This is a genomic window from Pseudarthrobacter sp. MM222, assembly GCF_947090775.1.
GTDB lineage: Bacteria > Actinomycetota > Actinomycetes > Actinomycetales > Micrococcaceae > Arthrobacter.
The window spans coordinates 4,131,287-4,146,124 of record NZ_OX352321.1 but is presented as its reverse complement, the minus strand read 5'-3'; the positions used below and the strand labels follow the sequence as shown (position 1 = coordinate 4,146,124).

Genomic DNA, 14,838 nt, shown 5'->3' with positions numbered 1-14,838 from the left:
ACCGGGCCCCGGAATTCCCGGAGCCTACTAGCATGGGTGCATGAGTCCCGGACCCGGAGAATCCGCCCCCCAGCAGCCTCCCCTGTTCCACGACGCCCGCGACCTGACGCCGTTCCGCAAGGCGCTGATCCGCACGCCGGTGCGCGGTCTGGCCGGTGGCGTGGGTGGCCTGGTCTCGGACGTCCTGGCCGGGAGGGCCCGAGGCACGCTGCCCGTGGAGGGCGGGGTTCCGCGGCTTGGCAAAGTCACCGGCAGGCCGGCCGGGAAGGCATCGAAGGCCGTCCATCCCGCTGTTTTCGGTAGCACTGACCCGGACCGGCTGATCGGACTGGCCCGGGAGTTCCCGGGCTGGGCCGGACTCTGCTATCTGATGGCCGGGCTGCTGGCGTATTCGCACGGCGGGTACCTGCGCGCCTCCGAACTGCTCCAGCGCGGCCTTTCCGTCCGGAACGACGACGCCGCGAACGTCTTTGCCTCCGAGTACCTCGCCGGGGTGCTCACCCGGGTTGCGGTTGCCGAGCGGATCGAGGTGCCGGTGCTGTTCAGCGAGGAAGCCGTATTCCTCGCACTGTCCCACTCGCTCCGGGAGACCGGCCAGACTGAGGCCGCGCTGGCCGCCCTTGCAGGACTGCCGCCATCGCTGCCGATGGCCTTGGCCCGATGCTCCCTCGAGGCGGGTCTGGGGCGGGACGCGGAGGTGGCCGCAGACACCGACGGCCTGCTCAACGGCGACGACCTCTCGGCGGCCCTGCTGCTGGTCCGGGCCCGCTCGCTGCGGAGGCTCGGCGATTACGGTGCGGCACGGGAGGCGCTGCAGGAGGTACTGCGCCGGCGGAAGACGGACTTCACGCTGCGCAGCGATGCCCTGACCGACCGGGCCCTGCTGCTGCTGGACAACGGCCGGAAATCGCTGAGCCCGAGGGAGTGGCAACGCCGGAAGCCCGCCCAGCTGGAGGCCGTAAGGGCGATCCGGAAGGATGCCGAGATGCATGAACTCTGGGACCGCGAGTACGGCCGGGCGGCCGACGGCGACGGCGGCTGACCCGGCGCCACTGTGCTTCCGTCCCAGCTCAGACGGCATGTCCCGGTAGCCCCGCCCTTGCGGGCCCCGGCATCAGGGAGTACAAACGAGGCATGAGAGATGCCGCCGCCCGCTGGATACAGCACTACATCACGGCCTGGAGCTCGAATGAGCCGGACGACATCCGCGCGTTGTTCACAGAGGATGCCGTCTACTTCACAAGCCCGCACGAGGCGGAGCCGTGGCGCGGGCGGGAGCGGATCGTTGAGGGCTGGCTTGCCGCGCGGGACGAACCCGGTGACTGGTTGTTCGAATGGAAACTGTTGGGCGTCGACGGCGGCCGGGCGTTCGTGCAGGGCCTCACCACCTACCAAAGCGACCACCGCAGCTATGACAACCTCTGGGTCATCCAGCTCACCGCGGACGGCCGGGCCTCGTCCTTCACCGAGTGGTACATGCCGCGCAAGTGAGCCCCGCCCGACACGGGGCCGCTCAGCCGCGCGGTAGCTTAGCGCAGCAGTTCAGCCGCGCAGCAGGACGGGGCCCAGCACCGGTCCGAGCTGCTCGGCGAGCAGCACGAGGCCCAATACCACCATGATGATTCCGCTGGCGAGTGTCACGCGCCGGGCCGCCGCCGGCCGGGAATGCAGGAGCTTCCGTGCCAGCAGTGCCACGCAGCTGTAGACCACGGCCACCAACAGCACGAACGTCAGGCCCAGCAGCCCGGACTGCACCGGCACCGGCAGGGACGCCTCGGGGCTGACGAACTGCGGGACGAGAGCCACGTAGAACAGCAGGCCCTTCGGGTTGATGCCGCTGGTGCCCATGCCCTGGACGAAGGTCCGGAACTGGTTCGCCGCCGCCGGCGCATCGGCCGGACTGCCGCCGAAGCTCGCCCCGCGCCAGGACCGGATGGTGGTGCCACCAAGCCAGAGCAGGTACGCGGCGCCGGCCACGGTCAGCCAGCCCAGCACCCCCGGGATCCCGGTGAGCAGGGCGGCAAGTCCCGCCACGAGGAGGACCGTATGCAGCACATAGCCGCCGCAGAGCCCCGCGATGGCGGGAACAAAGCTGCGCTGCCTCAGCCCCGCCGTGATCGAATACGCCCAGTCCACCCCGGGGGTGCAGGCAAGGGCTCCGGCGACGACCAGAAAGGCGAGGAAAAGCTGGGGATTCATGCAGAGCTCCTTGGACGTGGTTACAGGAGAAACTCTAAGCAAATTCGCCCCAGAAGTGTTCGCTCTTTTCGCCGAAAAACCCGTCCTCTTGGTAAAATACTTGCGTGATTGACCACATTGACAGGAATATTTTGCGTCACCTCAAAGAGGACGGACGCATGACTGCCACTGCGCTCGCCGGAGAAGTGGGTTTGACTGTTGCGCCATGCCACCGAAGGCTCCGTGACCTGGAGGCATCAGGAGTGATCCGAGGCTACCGGGCGGACATCGACCCGGCCGCCCTCGGGCTGGGCTTCGAGGCGATCGTGTTCGTGACGCTGCGGCAGGTTGACCGCGCCACGATGGAGATTTTCGAAAACCGCGTGGCGGCCAATCCCACCATTGTGGAGGCGCAGAGGCTGTTCGGCTCGCCCGACTACCTGCTGAAGGTGATCGCCGAGGACCTGCCCGCCTACCAGCGCTTCTACGACGCTGAACTGACGTCGCTGCCCGGCGTCGAACGGTTGACCTCCACGCTGGTGATGAAGAACCTCAAGACCAATACCGGCCCCCCGGTTTAAGCCGGACGCCCCGCGGCCGGATCAGCCGCCCAGGAGGCCCGTGGTCCGGTAGGGGATGACTTCGCGCAGGAACATGCTCGTGGACGTCCTTAGGATCCCGGGGCAGAGCCGGATCTCTTCGGACACCCGGTACAGGTCGTCCGGGCTCCGTGCCACCACCCGGATCAGCAAGTCCGTGTCACCGGCCGGGGCGTGGCACTCCAGCACCTCCGGGATGTTCCGCAGCGCGGCGATCGCCTCGTTCAGGTGGCTCTGGTCCAGCTCGGCGCTCACCGAAGCCGCGACACCCCTACCCAAGGCGGACGGTAGGACTCGGCTGCTGTTCGGCCGGAGGGCCCCCGACGCCGTCATCCGTTCCAGGCGGGATTGGACCGTTCCGCGCGCCAACCCCAGTTTCTGGGCCAGCACCATGATCGGCACCCGCGGATCATCATCGAGGGCGGCCAGAATCCGGCGGTCCGTGGCGTCGAGCTCCTGCAAAATGATCACTCCCTGGTGGCCGCCTGCCCACGGATTGATCAGATTGACTACTTCCGGCGGCGCTTGTTGCACCAACTGTAGGGCTTCTGGTGAAGTAGTGACAACACAAGGGACAAGGCCACCGCCGGATCCCGAAAGGCTACGGGCACACCGGTACACCACCCGGACCCCCGACCAGGCTTCCCGCAAGGAACCCGCCGCTGATTGACACTTGTTCACGCATCGTCTCTCCGCATCCGCAGTGCCATGGCCCGGAGCAACGCCCCGGGCCCGGCACGGCAAGAGCCCCTGAGCCACCGACGTCGGATTCTCCGAAGTCTTCGGTAGCTGAGGGGCTCTTGTGTTGCTCCGCATAGGCTGGTCCCATGACGTCTGCCGGCCGCTTCGCCCCCAGCCCCTCCGGCGAACTGCATGTGGGCAATCTCCGGACCGCCATCCTGGCCTGGCTGTTCGCCCGCTCTACCGGCAGGCGCTTCCTGATGCGGGTGGAGGACCTGGACCGGGCACGGGCAGGCGCCGAGGCCGGACAGCTCCGCGATCTGGCCGCCATCGGCGTGAGCTGGGACGGCGGAGTCGTCCGCCAGACCGAGCGCGGTCCCCGCTACTCGGCCGCAATCGCCCGGCTCAGCAGGGAGGGACTCACCTATGAATGCTTCTGCACGCGGCGGGAGATCCAGGAGGCCCCGTCTGCGCCGCATGCCCCGCAGGGTGCCTACCCGGGAACGTGCCGGAATCTGACAGGGGCCGAGCGCGAGCAGAAACGGGCCGTCCGGCCGGCGGCGGTCCGGCTGCGTTCCGCCGTCACGGAAGCGACGGTCCAGGATGTGCTGCACGGTAGTTATACCGGAGTGGTGGATGATTTCGTGCTTCGGCGCAACGACGGCGTGACCGCCTACAACCTGGCCGTAGTGGTGGACGACGCCGGCCAGGGCATCGACCAGGTGGTGCGGGGCGATGATCTCCTTCCGTCCACACCCCGTCAGGCATACCTCGCCTCCCTGTTGAATATGCCCTCACCCGAATATGCCCATGTGCCCCTCGTGGTGAACGCCGACGGCGCCCGGCTCGCCAAGCGCGACGGCGCCGTCACCCTGGCTGACCTGGCCCTGCTCGGCCTTACAGCGGACCAGGTCCGGAACATGCTGCTTAATTCCCTGGGGCTGCCGGCCGGACCGCTCGAACAGGTGCTCGCCGCCTTCGATCCCGCGACGCTGCCCCGGGAGCCCTGGGTGTGGCCGGGAGTGAGGCCACGCGGCGCGTAGTCTTGCCCTGCTCCGCGGCGCGTAGGCTTGAACCATGTCAGAATCCGTGGTTCCCCGATTTACCGTTGAGACGGCCAAAGTTCTTGCCGAAGTCGCACATAACCGCCAGAAGGACAAGCTCAAGCGTCCGTATCGGGAGCACGTTTTGGCCGTCGGGGACGCGCTGGCGGATTTCGACGACGACATCCGGATCGCCGGATACCTGCATGACATTGCGGAGGACACCCCAATGACGCGTCAGGCGCTGCTGGACATGGGCGTCTCGGAGCGGGCCGCAGACATTGTTGAGCGCGTCACGAAGCGCCTGCACGAGAACCCGGATGACTACCAGGCCGGCATCCGGTACATAGCCGAAGACCACGACGCCACCTTGGTGAAAATCGCGGACAACGCCCACAATTCCCTACCCGAGCGGGTCAGGGCGCTGGCTGAAAAGTGGCCGGACAAGCCGCCGGTCACCCGCTACGATGAGGCCCGGCCGGTGCTGTACGCCGCCGTCCCCGTGGAGGAAACCCGGAAGATCCTGGCCCGCATCAACCCATTTCTGCTCGCGGAACTGGATGACATGCTCGACGAGGCGGACGACACCGACTACGAGAACCTCTCCTACGACGCCCCGGAAGAGGTGAGGGCCGTTGTGTCCGGCGACGATCCTGCCGCGGAAACCGGGTCCGCCCGGGACTAGGAATGCTTGCCTACGTCCTCACGCGCTACGGCGGACCTGACGCCCTGGAGATCCGGGACTTTCAGGCACCCCAACCCGGCCCGGGCGATGTCCGGATCAAGGTCGCCGCGGCACGTTGAACGCCGTGGACTACAAGCGGCCACGTGCAGCCGGTCATCGACAGCACTTATCCGTTCGCTGAGATGGCCGAGGCCTTCGCTGCGCTCGAACGGGCCGCGCCAAGGGCAAGATCGTCGTCACCTTCTAGGGCTCATCCGCAGGGACCGCCACAGCAGCCCGATATAGGCCAGATCCAGGACGCTGCAGAGAATCCCCACGCCCAGGATCAGCCGGGAGCTGCCGTACCAGCCGAAGGCGATGGTCGGCGCGAGGGTGCCGATCCATTTCGCCACGGCGATCAGCAGGGTCTGGCCCCGGGGCCCGCCGCGGGCAACGAACATCGCGATGAACAGCCCGGACATCAACAGGTTCTGTAGGAAGGCCGCATAGCGCGACGCGTCGTCCCAGCCGAACTCGGCGACGAACAGCAGCTGCACGGCGAAGGACGTGACGCCCAGAACGACCGCCCATCCGATGAACAGCCGCCGCGTCACCCAGCCCGGCAGCTCGGAGCGGCCGAACTTCAGGAAGGTGTACACGATCACGACGTCGGCCAGTCCCCACGCGATGTTGAAGACCCCCTGGACGGTAATTCCGGTCGCGCTGGAGCGGGCGGCGTAGATGGCCTCCCAGGTGAAGTTGAGGCCGAGCGCCGCGGCCGGAATCGCGTAGGTCCTGTCCCTGAAGCCGACCCGGATGGCATCGATGTAGACCACAGTCCAGGCCAGGCCGCTCACGATCGCTAGAATAAGGGTCACGGTCCCCTCCCCACACACCAGGCGCCAACACGTGCTGACACAGCGAGCATAGCGATGGCTGGCACTTGCCGCTCAGCCAGCGCCAGGGAGCAGCTGACAGCCGCGTTGCAGCGTGCCCGCAACCTATGAAGTTCTAGGCTTGCGGCCAGGACGAAGACGTCTGTTTTCCATGAGGAGTAACCATGACTGTTTATGTCCAGCCCGGCCAAGAAGGATCCAAGGTCCAGTTCAAGGACCGCTACGAAAACTGGATTGGCGGCGATTGGGTGGCTCCTACCACCGGCCAGTACATCGAAAACGTCTCCCCGGTGACCGGCAAGCAGTTCACCGAGGTGGCCCGGGGCGCAGCGGCTGACGTTGAGCTGGCGCTGGATGCCGCTCATAAAGCCGCACCGTCCTGGGGCAAGGCCTCGGCCACCGAGCGCGCCGCCGTCCTGAACAAGATCGCCGACCGCATCGATGCGAACCTCGAGATGCTGGCCGTCGCCGAATCCTGGGACAACGGCAAGCCGATCCGCGAAACCCTCAACGCGGACATCCCGCTCGCGGCGGATCACTTCCGCTACTTCGCCTCCGCCATCCGGGCTCAGGAGGGCCGGTTGTCCCAGCTCGACGACGACACCACCGCTTACCACTTCCACGAGCCGCTCGGCGTCGTAGGGCAGATCATCCCCTGGAACTTCCCCATTCTCATGGCGGTCTGGAAAATGGCTCCGGCCCTGGCCGCCGGCAACGCCGTCGTCCTCAAGCCCGCGTCCAACACCCCGGCCTCCATCATGGTGCTGGCCGAGCTCATCGCGGACCTGCTGCCCGCCGGCCTGCTGAACATCGTCAACGGCTTCGGCTCGGAGGTCGGCAAGCCGCTTGCCTCCAGCCCGCGTATCCGGAAGATCGCGTTCACCGGAGAAACCTCCACGGGCCGGCTGATCAGCCAGTACGCCAGCGCCAACCTGATCCCGGTCACGCTGGAGCTAGGCGGCAAGAGCCCCAACATCTTCTTCAATGATGTTGCGGACTCCAACGATGCCTTCTACGACAAGGCATTGGAGGGCTTCACCCTGTATGCCTTTAACCAGGGCGAAGTCTGCAGCAGCCCGTCACGTGCCCTGGTCCAGGACGGCATCTACGACTCCTTCATGGCCGACGCCGTGGCCCGGACGCAGCAGATCATCCAGGGCAACCCGCTGGACACCACCACGCAGATCGGGGCACAGGCGTCCGTGGGCCAGATGGAGAAGATCCTCTCCTACATCGACATCGGAAAGCAGGAGGGCGCCAAGATCCTGGCCGGCGGGAACCAGACGGAGCTCGACGGCGATCTGGCCGGTGGCTTCTACGTCCAGCCGACGATCTTCGAGGGCAACAACAAGATGCGGATCTTCCAGGAGGAGATCTTCGGCCCTGTTGTTTCCGTGACCCGCTTCAGCGACTACAACGACGCCATGGGCATCGCCAACGACACCCTGTACGGCCTGGGTGCCGGCGTCTGGTCCCGCAACGGCAACGTCGCCTACCGCGCCGGGCGGGAAATCCAGGCCGGCCGGGTGTGGGTCAACAACTACCACGCCTACCCGGCAGGGGCCGCGTTCGGCGGGTACAAATCCTCCGGCATCGGCCGCGAGAACCACTCGATGATGCTGGACCACTACCAGCAGACCAAGAACCTCCTGGTCAGCCACTCAGAAAACAAGCTCGGCTTCTTCTAAAGCCGATCAAGGGCCCGCTGCCAGGCAGCGGGCCCTTTACACACCATTTCAACAACGGCAGCATGAAGGACTCACAAATGACGAAAATGCTGATTATTGGCCCGCCCGGATCCGGCAAAGGCACCCAGGCGGAACGGATTTCCGAGCGCCTCGGCGTCGTTGCGATCTCCACCGGCGACATCTTCCGAGCCAACGTCAAAGGCGGAACACCACTGGGGCTGGAAGCAAAGAAGTACATCGACAACGGCGACTTCGTCCCGGACAGCCTGACCAACAAGATGGTGCGGGACAGGCTGCTGCAGGAAGACGCCACGTCGGGCTTCCTGCTGGACGGCTACCCGCGCACCACGTGCCAGGTTGACGAGCTGGACGACATCCTCGCGTCCGGAAACGAGGTCCTTGACGTCGTCCTGCAGCTGACTGCCGACGACGAGGAACTGGTCTCCCGACTCCTGCACCGCGCCACGGAAACCGGGCGGAGCGACGACAACGAGGCCGTGGTCCGCCACCGGCTGGACCTGTACCACGGCCAGACGGAAGCTGTGGTGGCGAAGTATGCCGAGCGCGGCATACTGACCCGGGTTGACGGGCTGGGCAGGATCGATGACGTCACGGACAGAGTGATGCGCAGCCTGGAACAGGCCGCCACTGCTTCCGCGGCCAGCGGAGGGTAGTGCGGCCCCGGCCGCCAGCAACGGCCGGATATGACGACGGCACCGCCCACTGGTTTGGGCGGTGCCGTCGTTCGGGTTGGTGGCCTATTTTTTTAAGTGATTGGGCGATCTGGGCCATGACGGTGTTGTCGGCGAGGGTGGTCGCGTCGCCGACTTCGCGGCCTTCGGCGACGTCCTTGAGCAGGCGGCGCATGATCTTGCCGGAGCGGGTCTTGGGCAGTTCGGGCACCACGAGGATGGTCTTGGGCTTGGCGATCGGACCGATTTCCTTGCCGACGTGGTTGCGGAGTTCCTGGACGATTTTGTCGCCGGAGTCCACCGCATCCCCGCGAAGGATCACGAAGGCGACGACAGCCTGGCCGGTGGTCTCATCCGCTGCCCCGACGACGGCGGCCTCGGCTACCGCGGGGTGGCTGACGAGGGCGGATTCAATTTCGGTGGTGGAGAGCCGGTGGCCGGAAATGTTCATCACGTCATCCACCCGGCCCAGCAGCCAGATGTCGCCGTCCTCGTCCTTCTTCGCGCCGTCGCCGGCGAAGTACATCGTCTCGAAGCGGGACCAGTAGGTGTCCTTGAACCGTTCCGGGTCGCCCCAGATGCCGCGCAGCATGGCCGGCCACGGTTCGCGGATCACCAGGAATCCGCCGTGGCCGTTGGGAACGGACTCGCCGAGCTCATCCACGACGTCCACGGCGATGCCGGGGAGCGGTACCTGGGCGGAGCCGGGCTTGGTGGCCGTCACGCCCGGCAGCGGGGCGATCATCTGCGCCCCGGTTTCGGTCTGCCACCAGGTGTCCACGATCGGCGCGGGGGTGTCTTTCCGTTCGCCGTTCTTGCCCGCGTTGGCGCCGATGACCTCGCGGTACCACATCCAGGCTTCCGGGTTGATGGGTTCGCCGACCGATCCGAGGACGCGGATCGAGGAGAGGTCATACCGGGCCGGGATCTCCTTGCCCCACTTCATGAAGGTGCGGATGGCCGTCGGGGCGGTGTAGAGGATGGAGACCTTGTACTTCTCCACGATTTCCCACCAGCGGCCCTGGTGCGGGGAGTCCGGGGTGCCCTCGTACATGACCTGGGTGGCGCCGTTGAGGAGCGGGGCGTAGGCGACGTAGGAGTGCCCGGTGACCCAGCCGACGTCGGCGGTGCACCAGTAGACGTCTGTCTCCGGGTGCAGGTCGAAGACCGCCTTGTGCGTGTAGGCGGTCTGGGTGAGGTAGCCGCCGGTGGTGTGCAGGATGCCCTTGGGCTTGCCCGTGGTGCCGGAGGTGTAGAGGATGAAGAGCGGGTGCTCGGAGTCGTGCCCCACAGCGGTGTGCTCCGGGGAGGCCATCCCCACGGTGTCCGCCCACCAGTGGTCGCGGCCCTCGTGCCAGTCCACGTCCTGGCCGTTGCGCTTGACGACGACGACGTTCTGGACGGTATGGCCGTTGTGGGCCAGGGCCTCATCGACGGCCGGCTTTAGGGCGCTGGGCTTGCCCCGGCGGTAGGTGCCGTCCGCGGTGACCACGAGCTTGGCCTCGGCGTCGTCGATTCGGGAGCGCAGGGCGTCGGCGGAGAAACCGCCGAAGACCACGGAGTGGATGGCGCCGATCCGGGCGCAGGCCAGCAGCGTGATCACGGCCTCGGGAATCATAGGCAGGTACACGGCGACACGGTCACCTTTGGCCACGCCCAGGGATTCGAACCCGTTCGCGGCCTTCTTCACCTCTTCTGTGAGCTGCGCGTAGGTGTAAGTCCGGGTATCACCGGGCTCGCCCTCGAAATAGATTGCGACCCTGTCTCCGTGGCCGGCTTCGACGTGGCGGTCCAGGGCGTTGTAGGCGGCGTTGACCTCTCCGCCGATGAACCATTTGGCGAAGGGAGGCGTGGACCAGTCCAGCGTCCGGGTGAAGTCTTTGTTCCAGCTCAGGAGGTCGCGGGCCTGCTTCGCCCAGAATGCGGGACGGTCCGCGTTTGCGTCCGCGTAGTCGGCTTCGGTGACCACGGCATTGCCGGCGAACTCGGCCGAGGGCGCAAACTTGCGGTTCTCGTGCGACAAGTTTTCGAACGCGTTGCCTGCCTGGATGGGGCTGGATGATGACGCGGTTAGGGCGTTGGACATGGGTAACCCCTGTTCTTTACATATTCTGCGGTGAAAAAATGCGTGCGTGCGCCGGCAGCCGGGGTGCCGCTCAGGGCGCTGCCCTGGACCGGACAGGATCCCAGCAGCGGCGGCGTATCCCTAAGCGCACTAGGGATACGCCGCCGCAGGCAGTCGGGATTGATCAGTACTTGATGACCACGCGGCCGTCGATCTTGGCGTGCTTCATCTCGTCGAGGACGGCGTTGACCTCGGAGAGCTCCCTCGTGGACACCGTGGGGTGGATCTTTCCCTGGGCGTAGAAGTTGAGTGCTTCCTCCAGGTCCTGCCGGGTTCCGACGATGGAGCCGCGGACCGTCAGGCCCTTGAGCACAATCTCGAAAATCGGCGCCGGGAAGTCCCCCGGCGGCAGCCCATTGAATACAATCGTTCCGCCGCGCCGGGCCATCCCGATGGCCTGACCGAACGCAGACGGGTGCACTGCCGTGACCAGGACTCCATGGCATCCTCCGGTTTCGCGCTGGATAACTTCGGCGGGGTCTTCGTGCAGGGCGTTGACCGCCAACTCCGCACCGTGCTTCTTGGCCAAGGCGAGCTTGTCGTCGGCGATGTCCACTGCCGCGACCCGCAGCCCCATGGCGACGGCGTACTGGACAGCGATGTGCCCGAGTCCGCCGATCCCGGAGATGGTGACCCACTGGCCCGGCTTGGCCTCGGTCATCTTCAGGCCCTTGTAAACCGTCACGCCAGCGCAGAGCACAGGTGCGACTTCCACCGGGTCAGATCCGGCCGGAATGCGGGCGGCAAAGCGGCTGTCGACCAGCATGTATTCGCCGAAGGAACCGTCGACGCTGTAGCCGGCGTTCTGCTGGGCCTCGCACAGGGTTTCCCAGCCGGTGCGGCAGTACTGGCAGTCGCCGCAGGCTGACCAGAGCCAGGCGTTGCCGACCAAATCGCCGACGGCCAGATCGGTTACGCCCTCACCGAGGGCGACGACCTCGCCGACGCCTTCGTGGCCGGGAATGAACGGCGGTGACGGCTTGACCGGCCAGTCCCCCTCCGCGGCGTGCAGGTCGGTGTGGCATACGCCGGTGGTGAGGACCTTGACCAGCGCCTCTCCGCGTCCCGGGGTAGGGACAGGAAGGTCCTGGATCTGAAGATCCTTGCCGAATTCGGTAACTACAGCTGCTCGCATCGTCGTCATTGTCGATATTCCTTCGTCGTTTTGTCGCCGCGGCAAATGATGCGCAGGCATGAATTGAACATCGGGCCAGAAGCGGGGCGTGATGCCCGTGATCCGTCGCAAGCCTCGCCGGGGGTGTACGGGGGCGGCCCGCGGATTGTCAGGTATTGCTGGCATTTGTGCCGAGCAGGATGATGGCCGACGTCTAAAGCCTAGGGAGGGGAGGGTTGCGACGGGGTTGCAGCGTTGTGAGTCAGGTCACCCGGGCGGGGGTGTTCCGAGTTCGGATTCCAGGAGCTCCAGGTCGGCCACCACCGCGGCCCTCTTGGGTGAGCGGGGCGGCAGCAGCTTCAGCGCCGCCATGCGGACGGCAATGTCATCGCTCGCTTCGGGGAGTTCCGCATACTGGAGCAGGGCGTCCGCGCTGCCGTCCGTCAGAACCGCCTCCCGAAGGAGCGTGGAGACGCGCCTCCGCAGCGTCACCACACCGGGGGCCTCGGAGCGAGGCAACACCGGGCCGCGATAAATATCTAGGGCGACCCTGTGCGCCCCGCGCTGGAGGCAACTGAGAACCTGTCCGGCGTCCGGCAGCACGTCCACCGTGAGTCTGTAGGGCCGGGATTCCGGCACGACGGCAGGATTGAACTGCTGCAGGACTTTCCTCAACCGGACCATCTCCGCCCGGAGGGTCATGGCTGAGACTTCCCCGAACAGCATGCTGCCCAGCTCTTCGCCACTGAGACCATCCGGATGGATGCTCAGGAGGGCCAGCATCTCACTGTGCCGTGGGGACAGCGATACCGTTTTTCCTTCGACACTGAGCAGCGCATGGTCGCGGCCGAGCAGCTGCAGGCTGTTCCGATAGAGGCTTCGGACCGGGCTGCCGGGAACCGTTCCGGTCCGGGCGGCGGAAGCAGGTTTTCGCCGCCGGGCGAGCCGGTCGCGCTTCGCGGCGTCCAGCAGAAGACGCTCCACGCGCAGCTGCGCCTGTGCGGCCGCAACCGCAGCCTCTACCAGGGAAAGGGTATGCGGGGCGACTGCTATCTCGGTCCCGGTGATATCCAGGACGCCGATCACGGCACCGGTGTCGGGATCTCGGAACGGCACCGCTGTGCAGCTCCACGCGTGAACAGCCCGGTTGAAATGTTCGGGCCCGGAGACCTGGATGCTGCGGCCCAGTGCCAGGGCGGTTCCAGGAGCGCTAGTGCCCACGCTGGCCTCGGACCAGTCCGCGCCCTCAACGAACAGCATGCCCTCGGCGCGCCGGCGCAGGGAAGCATCCCCGTCGACCCACAGGAGTCTGCCCAGTTCATCCCCGACCGCCACCAGCAACCCCTGTTCGGAACTGGGCTGGATCAGCAGTTTGTTGATCACCGGCATGATTGACGCCAGCGGATGGCCGCGGCGGTACTCCTCAAGTGCCTCACCATCGAGGAGTACCGAGGATGGCGGCATGTCAGGGTTAGCCTGCAGTCGCAGCGAACGCTGCCAGGACTCTTCAATGATTCTGCGCAGCGGCCCCTGCCCGGACCGGATGCCGGGCTGCTTCGACGCTGTGAAGCGCCTGGCAGCAGACGGCGCCGGGTCCTTCGCCGGGCTTGGAAATAGCGACCGGGGACTACGCACGGTGGCTCCCTTGTCGACAAGCAGAAGTGCGGCCAAAGTGGCCCCAGTCACAAGAATACCGCCGCTGTGGGTGGTGATCGCGGCTTGGCCCCGTCACCGGCTGCTGACGCAGTCCATCTACACGCGGCCCAGGGCGTCGATGTCCTCGAGGAACTGCTCGTGGACTTCCTCGCTGACCGTGGTCCGGGTATCCGCAATCGCGTCGAGGTAGTCCTGGGTGGCCGGACCCTTCCGGACCGCCTCCCGGAGAGCCACACTGCCCCCGGAGGCAACGCCGCCGTCGTCGTAGACGGCCTTTTCCAGGGCCCGCTGGGAGGCGCTCCGCGCCGCGTACTCGATGTCCGCGGGGGAGAACCCCTCGGTGCGGTCCACCAGCAGCTCGACGTCGACGTCGTCCACCACGGTGGCGGGGATGAAGCGCTGCCACATGGCCTCGCGCGCCTGCCGGTCCGGCAGGCCGATCGGGATGACGTAGTCGAAGCGGCCGTGGCGCAGGAACGCGGAGTCCAGGGCGCGGATGAAGTTGGTGGCGCAGACCAGCAGGCGGCCGGGCTGTTCGCGGAACGCCGGGATGATCTTGAGCAGCTCGTTGGTGACGCCCTGCAGCGGCGACGGCGGTTCGCCCGAACGCTGGGAGGCGATCTCCTCCACCTCGTCGATGAACACGACGGCGTGCTCCAGCTCCGCGATCTCCAGGAACGTCTCACGGAGCGCACCGGCCAGCCCCTTCGGATCGGACGCGAGCCGCGAGGGGAAGACCTCCACGAACGGCCACTCCAGCCGGGACGCGATCGCCTTCGCAAAGGTCGTCTTGCCGGTGCCCGGCGGGCCGAAAAGAACGACGGCGCGCGGCGGCACCACGCCGTATTCGTCGGCGAGATCGGCCTCGGCGAGGGGGAGGACCAGACGGCGCTCCAGCAGTTCCTTCTCATTGCGCATGCCGGCCACGTTCTCCCACAGGTCACGGGCGAGGATCCGGCCGCCCAGCAGGCTGAGGGGCTCGAGCTCCTGGCGCTGGACCGGGATCTTCCGCTCGAAGTAGCGCAGGTTCTGCTTCAGGACGAAGCCGCGGCCCAGGAAGGCCTCCACCCGGGTCTCGGCTTCGGGCATCAGCGCGGAGAGCTTGTTCAGCCCGTGCGGGGCCATCCGGTTTTCGACGGCGGCGAGCAGCGAGGTTCCGATCCCGCGGCCGCGGTATTCCGGCAGGGTGGCCAGGAAGACGATCCAGCCCTGATCGTGCGCGGCGCGCCCGACGGCGGCGCCCACCACCTGGTCGCCCTGCACCGCCACGACCGCGTGATCCTTTTCGCAGGAGGCCAGCACCTCGGAGAGCGCGTACACCGGCTCGACGTCGTCGGTGGCCTTAAGGGACTCCCAGAGATGCAGGATCCCGTCCAGATCGGCTGAATGGAAATCCCTGATCCGCCAGTTGGTCATGAGGTGTCTCCCGGGTGGTTCGTCGCTGAGCCAAGTTGAGCCTGTCCGCCGAGCATATGCGAACCCGGTGCGCGAGAGGTTGCGGG

The 14,838-nt window shown here is 66.6% G+C and carries 14 protein-coding genes; 7 read left to right on the top strand and 7 right to left on the bottom strand.

The window, feature by feature from the left end:
- Nucleotides 1-40: 40 nt before the first annotated feature.
- On the top strand, nucleotides 41-1,042 hold the full coding sequence (locus OM977_RS18955; protein WP_264355405.1) for a hypothetical protein: 1,002 nt from the start codon (nucleotides 41-43) through the stop codon (nucleotides 1,040-1,042).
- A gap of 92 nt (nucleotides 1,043-1,134) precedes the next feature.
- The gene (locus OM977_RS18950; protein WP_264355404.1) at nucleotides 1,135-1,491 is read left to right on the top strand and encodes a nuclear transport factor 2 family protein; all 357 of its coding nucleotides are present in this window, start codon (nucleotides 1,135-1,137) and stop codon (nucleotides 1,489-1,491) included.
- Between the two features lie 51 nt (nucleotides 1,492-1,542).
- On the opposite strand, the gene OM977_RS18945 is transcribed toward OM977_RS18950, so the two are convergent.
- A complete protein-coding gene (locus OM977_RS18945) occupies nucleotides 1,543-2,199 on the bottom strand; it encodes a LysE family translocator (RefSeq protein ID WP_264355403.1) in 657 nt (218 codons plus the stop codon).
- 104 nt (nucleotides 2,200-2,303) lie between these two features.
- On the opposite strand from OM977_RS18945, the gene OM977_RS18940 reads away from it, so the two are divergent.
- Nucleotides 2,304-2,759, top strand: coding sequence for an Lrp/AsnC family transcriptional regulator (locus OM977_RS18940; protein ID WP_264355402.1), 456 nt, complete (start codon nucleotides 2,304-2,306; stop codon nucleotides 2,757-2,759).
- Between the two features lie 21 nt (nucleotides 2,760-2,780).
- Here the strand turns inward: OM977_RS18940 and OM977_RS18935 are convergent, their stop codons facing one another.
- On the bottom strand, nucleotides 2,781-3,239 hold the full coding sequence (locus OM977_RS18935) for an Lrp/AsnC family transcriptional regulator (protein ID WP_264357485.1): 459 nt from the start codon (nucleotides 3,237-3,239) through the stop codon (nucleotides 2,781-2,783).
- Between the two features lie 365 nt (nucleotides 3,240-3,604).
- Here OM977_RS18935 and gluQRS point away from each other — a divergent pair, with 365 nt between their 5' ends.
- Nucleotides 3,605-4,501 carry a tRNA glutamyl-Q(34) synthetase GluQRS gene (gluQRS, locus tag OM977_RS18930; RefSeq protein ID WP_264355401.1) on the top strand — a complete coding sequence of 299 codons (897 nt, stop codon included), beginning with the start codon at nucleotides 3,605-3,607 and terminating at the stop codon, nucleotides 4,499-4,501.
- Between the two features lie 34 nt (nucleotides 4,502-4,535).
- Entirely contained in the window at nucleotides 4,536-5,186 is a 651-nt protein-coding gene (locus OM977_RS18925) for an HD domain-containing protein (RefSeq protein ID WP_264355400.1), read from the top strand.
- A 236-nt stretch (nucleotides 5,187-5,422) separates the two neighbouring features.
- On the opposite strand, the gene OM977_RS18920 is transcribed toward OM977_RS18925, so the two are convergent.
- Nucleotides 5,423-6,043 carry a transmembrane-type terpene cyclase gene (locus tag OM977_RS18920; protein WP_264355399.1) on the bottom strand — a complete coding sequence of 207 codons (621 nt, stop codon included), beginning with the start codon at nucleotides 6,041-6,043 and terminating at the stop codon, nucleotides 5,423-5,425.
- 182 nt (nucleotides 6,044-6,225) lie between these two features.
- On the opposite strand from OM977_RS18920, the gene exaC reads away from it, so the two are divergent.
- The gene (exaC, locus tag OM977_RS18915) at nucleotides 6,226-7,749 is read left to right on the top strand and encodes an acetaldehyde dehydrogenase ExaC (protein ID WP_264355398.1); all 1,524 of its coding nucleotides are present in this window, start codon (nucleotides 6,226-6,228) and stop codon (nucleotides 7,747-7,749) included.
- Between the two features lie 86 nt (nucleotides 7,750-7,835).
- Nucleotides 7,836-8,423, top strand: coding sequence for an adenylate kinase (locus OM977_RS18910; RefSeq protein ID WP_264357484.1), 588 nt, complete (start codon nucleotides 7,836-7,838; stop codon nucleotides 8,421-8,423).
- Here the strand turns inward: OM977_RS18910 and acs are convergent.
- The 4 genes from acs to OM977_RS18890 form a co-directional block, all read right to left on the bottom strand.
- Nucleotides 8,359-10,527: an acetate--CoA ligase gene (gene acs / locus OM977_RS18905; RefSeq protein ID WP_264355397.1), complete on the bottom strand. Its 2,169-nt coding sequence runs from the start codon at nucleotides 10,525-10,527 to the stop codon at nucleotides 8,359-8,361. The two genes, OM977_RS18910 and acs, sit on opposite strands and share 65 nt — an antisense overlap.
- A gap of 163 nt (nucleotides 10,528-10,690) precedes the next feature.
- Entirely contained in the window at nucleotides 10,691-11,701 is a 1,011-nt protein-coding gene (gene adhP, locus OM977_RS18900) for an alcohol dehydrogenase AdhP (protein WP_264357483.1), read from the bottom strand.
- Nucleotides 11,702-11,947: 246 nt separating this feature from the next.
- Nucleotides 11,948-13,225, bottom strand: a complete 1,278-nt coding sequence (locus OM977_RS18895) for a GAF domain-containing protein (RefSeq protein WP_264357482.1) — start codon at nucleotides 13,223-13,225, stop codon at nucleotides 11,948-11,950.
- Nucleotides 13,226-13,432: 207 nt separating this feature from the next.
- Nucleotides 13,433-14,752: an ATP-binding protein gene (locus tag OM977_RS18890; RefSeq protein WP_264355396.1), complete on the bottom strand. Its 1,320-nt coding sequence runs from the start codon at nucleotides 14,750-14,752 to the stop codon at nucleotides 13,433-13,435.
- Between the last annotated feature and the right edge of the window lie 86 nt (nucleotides 14,753-14,838).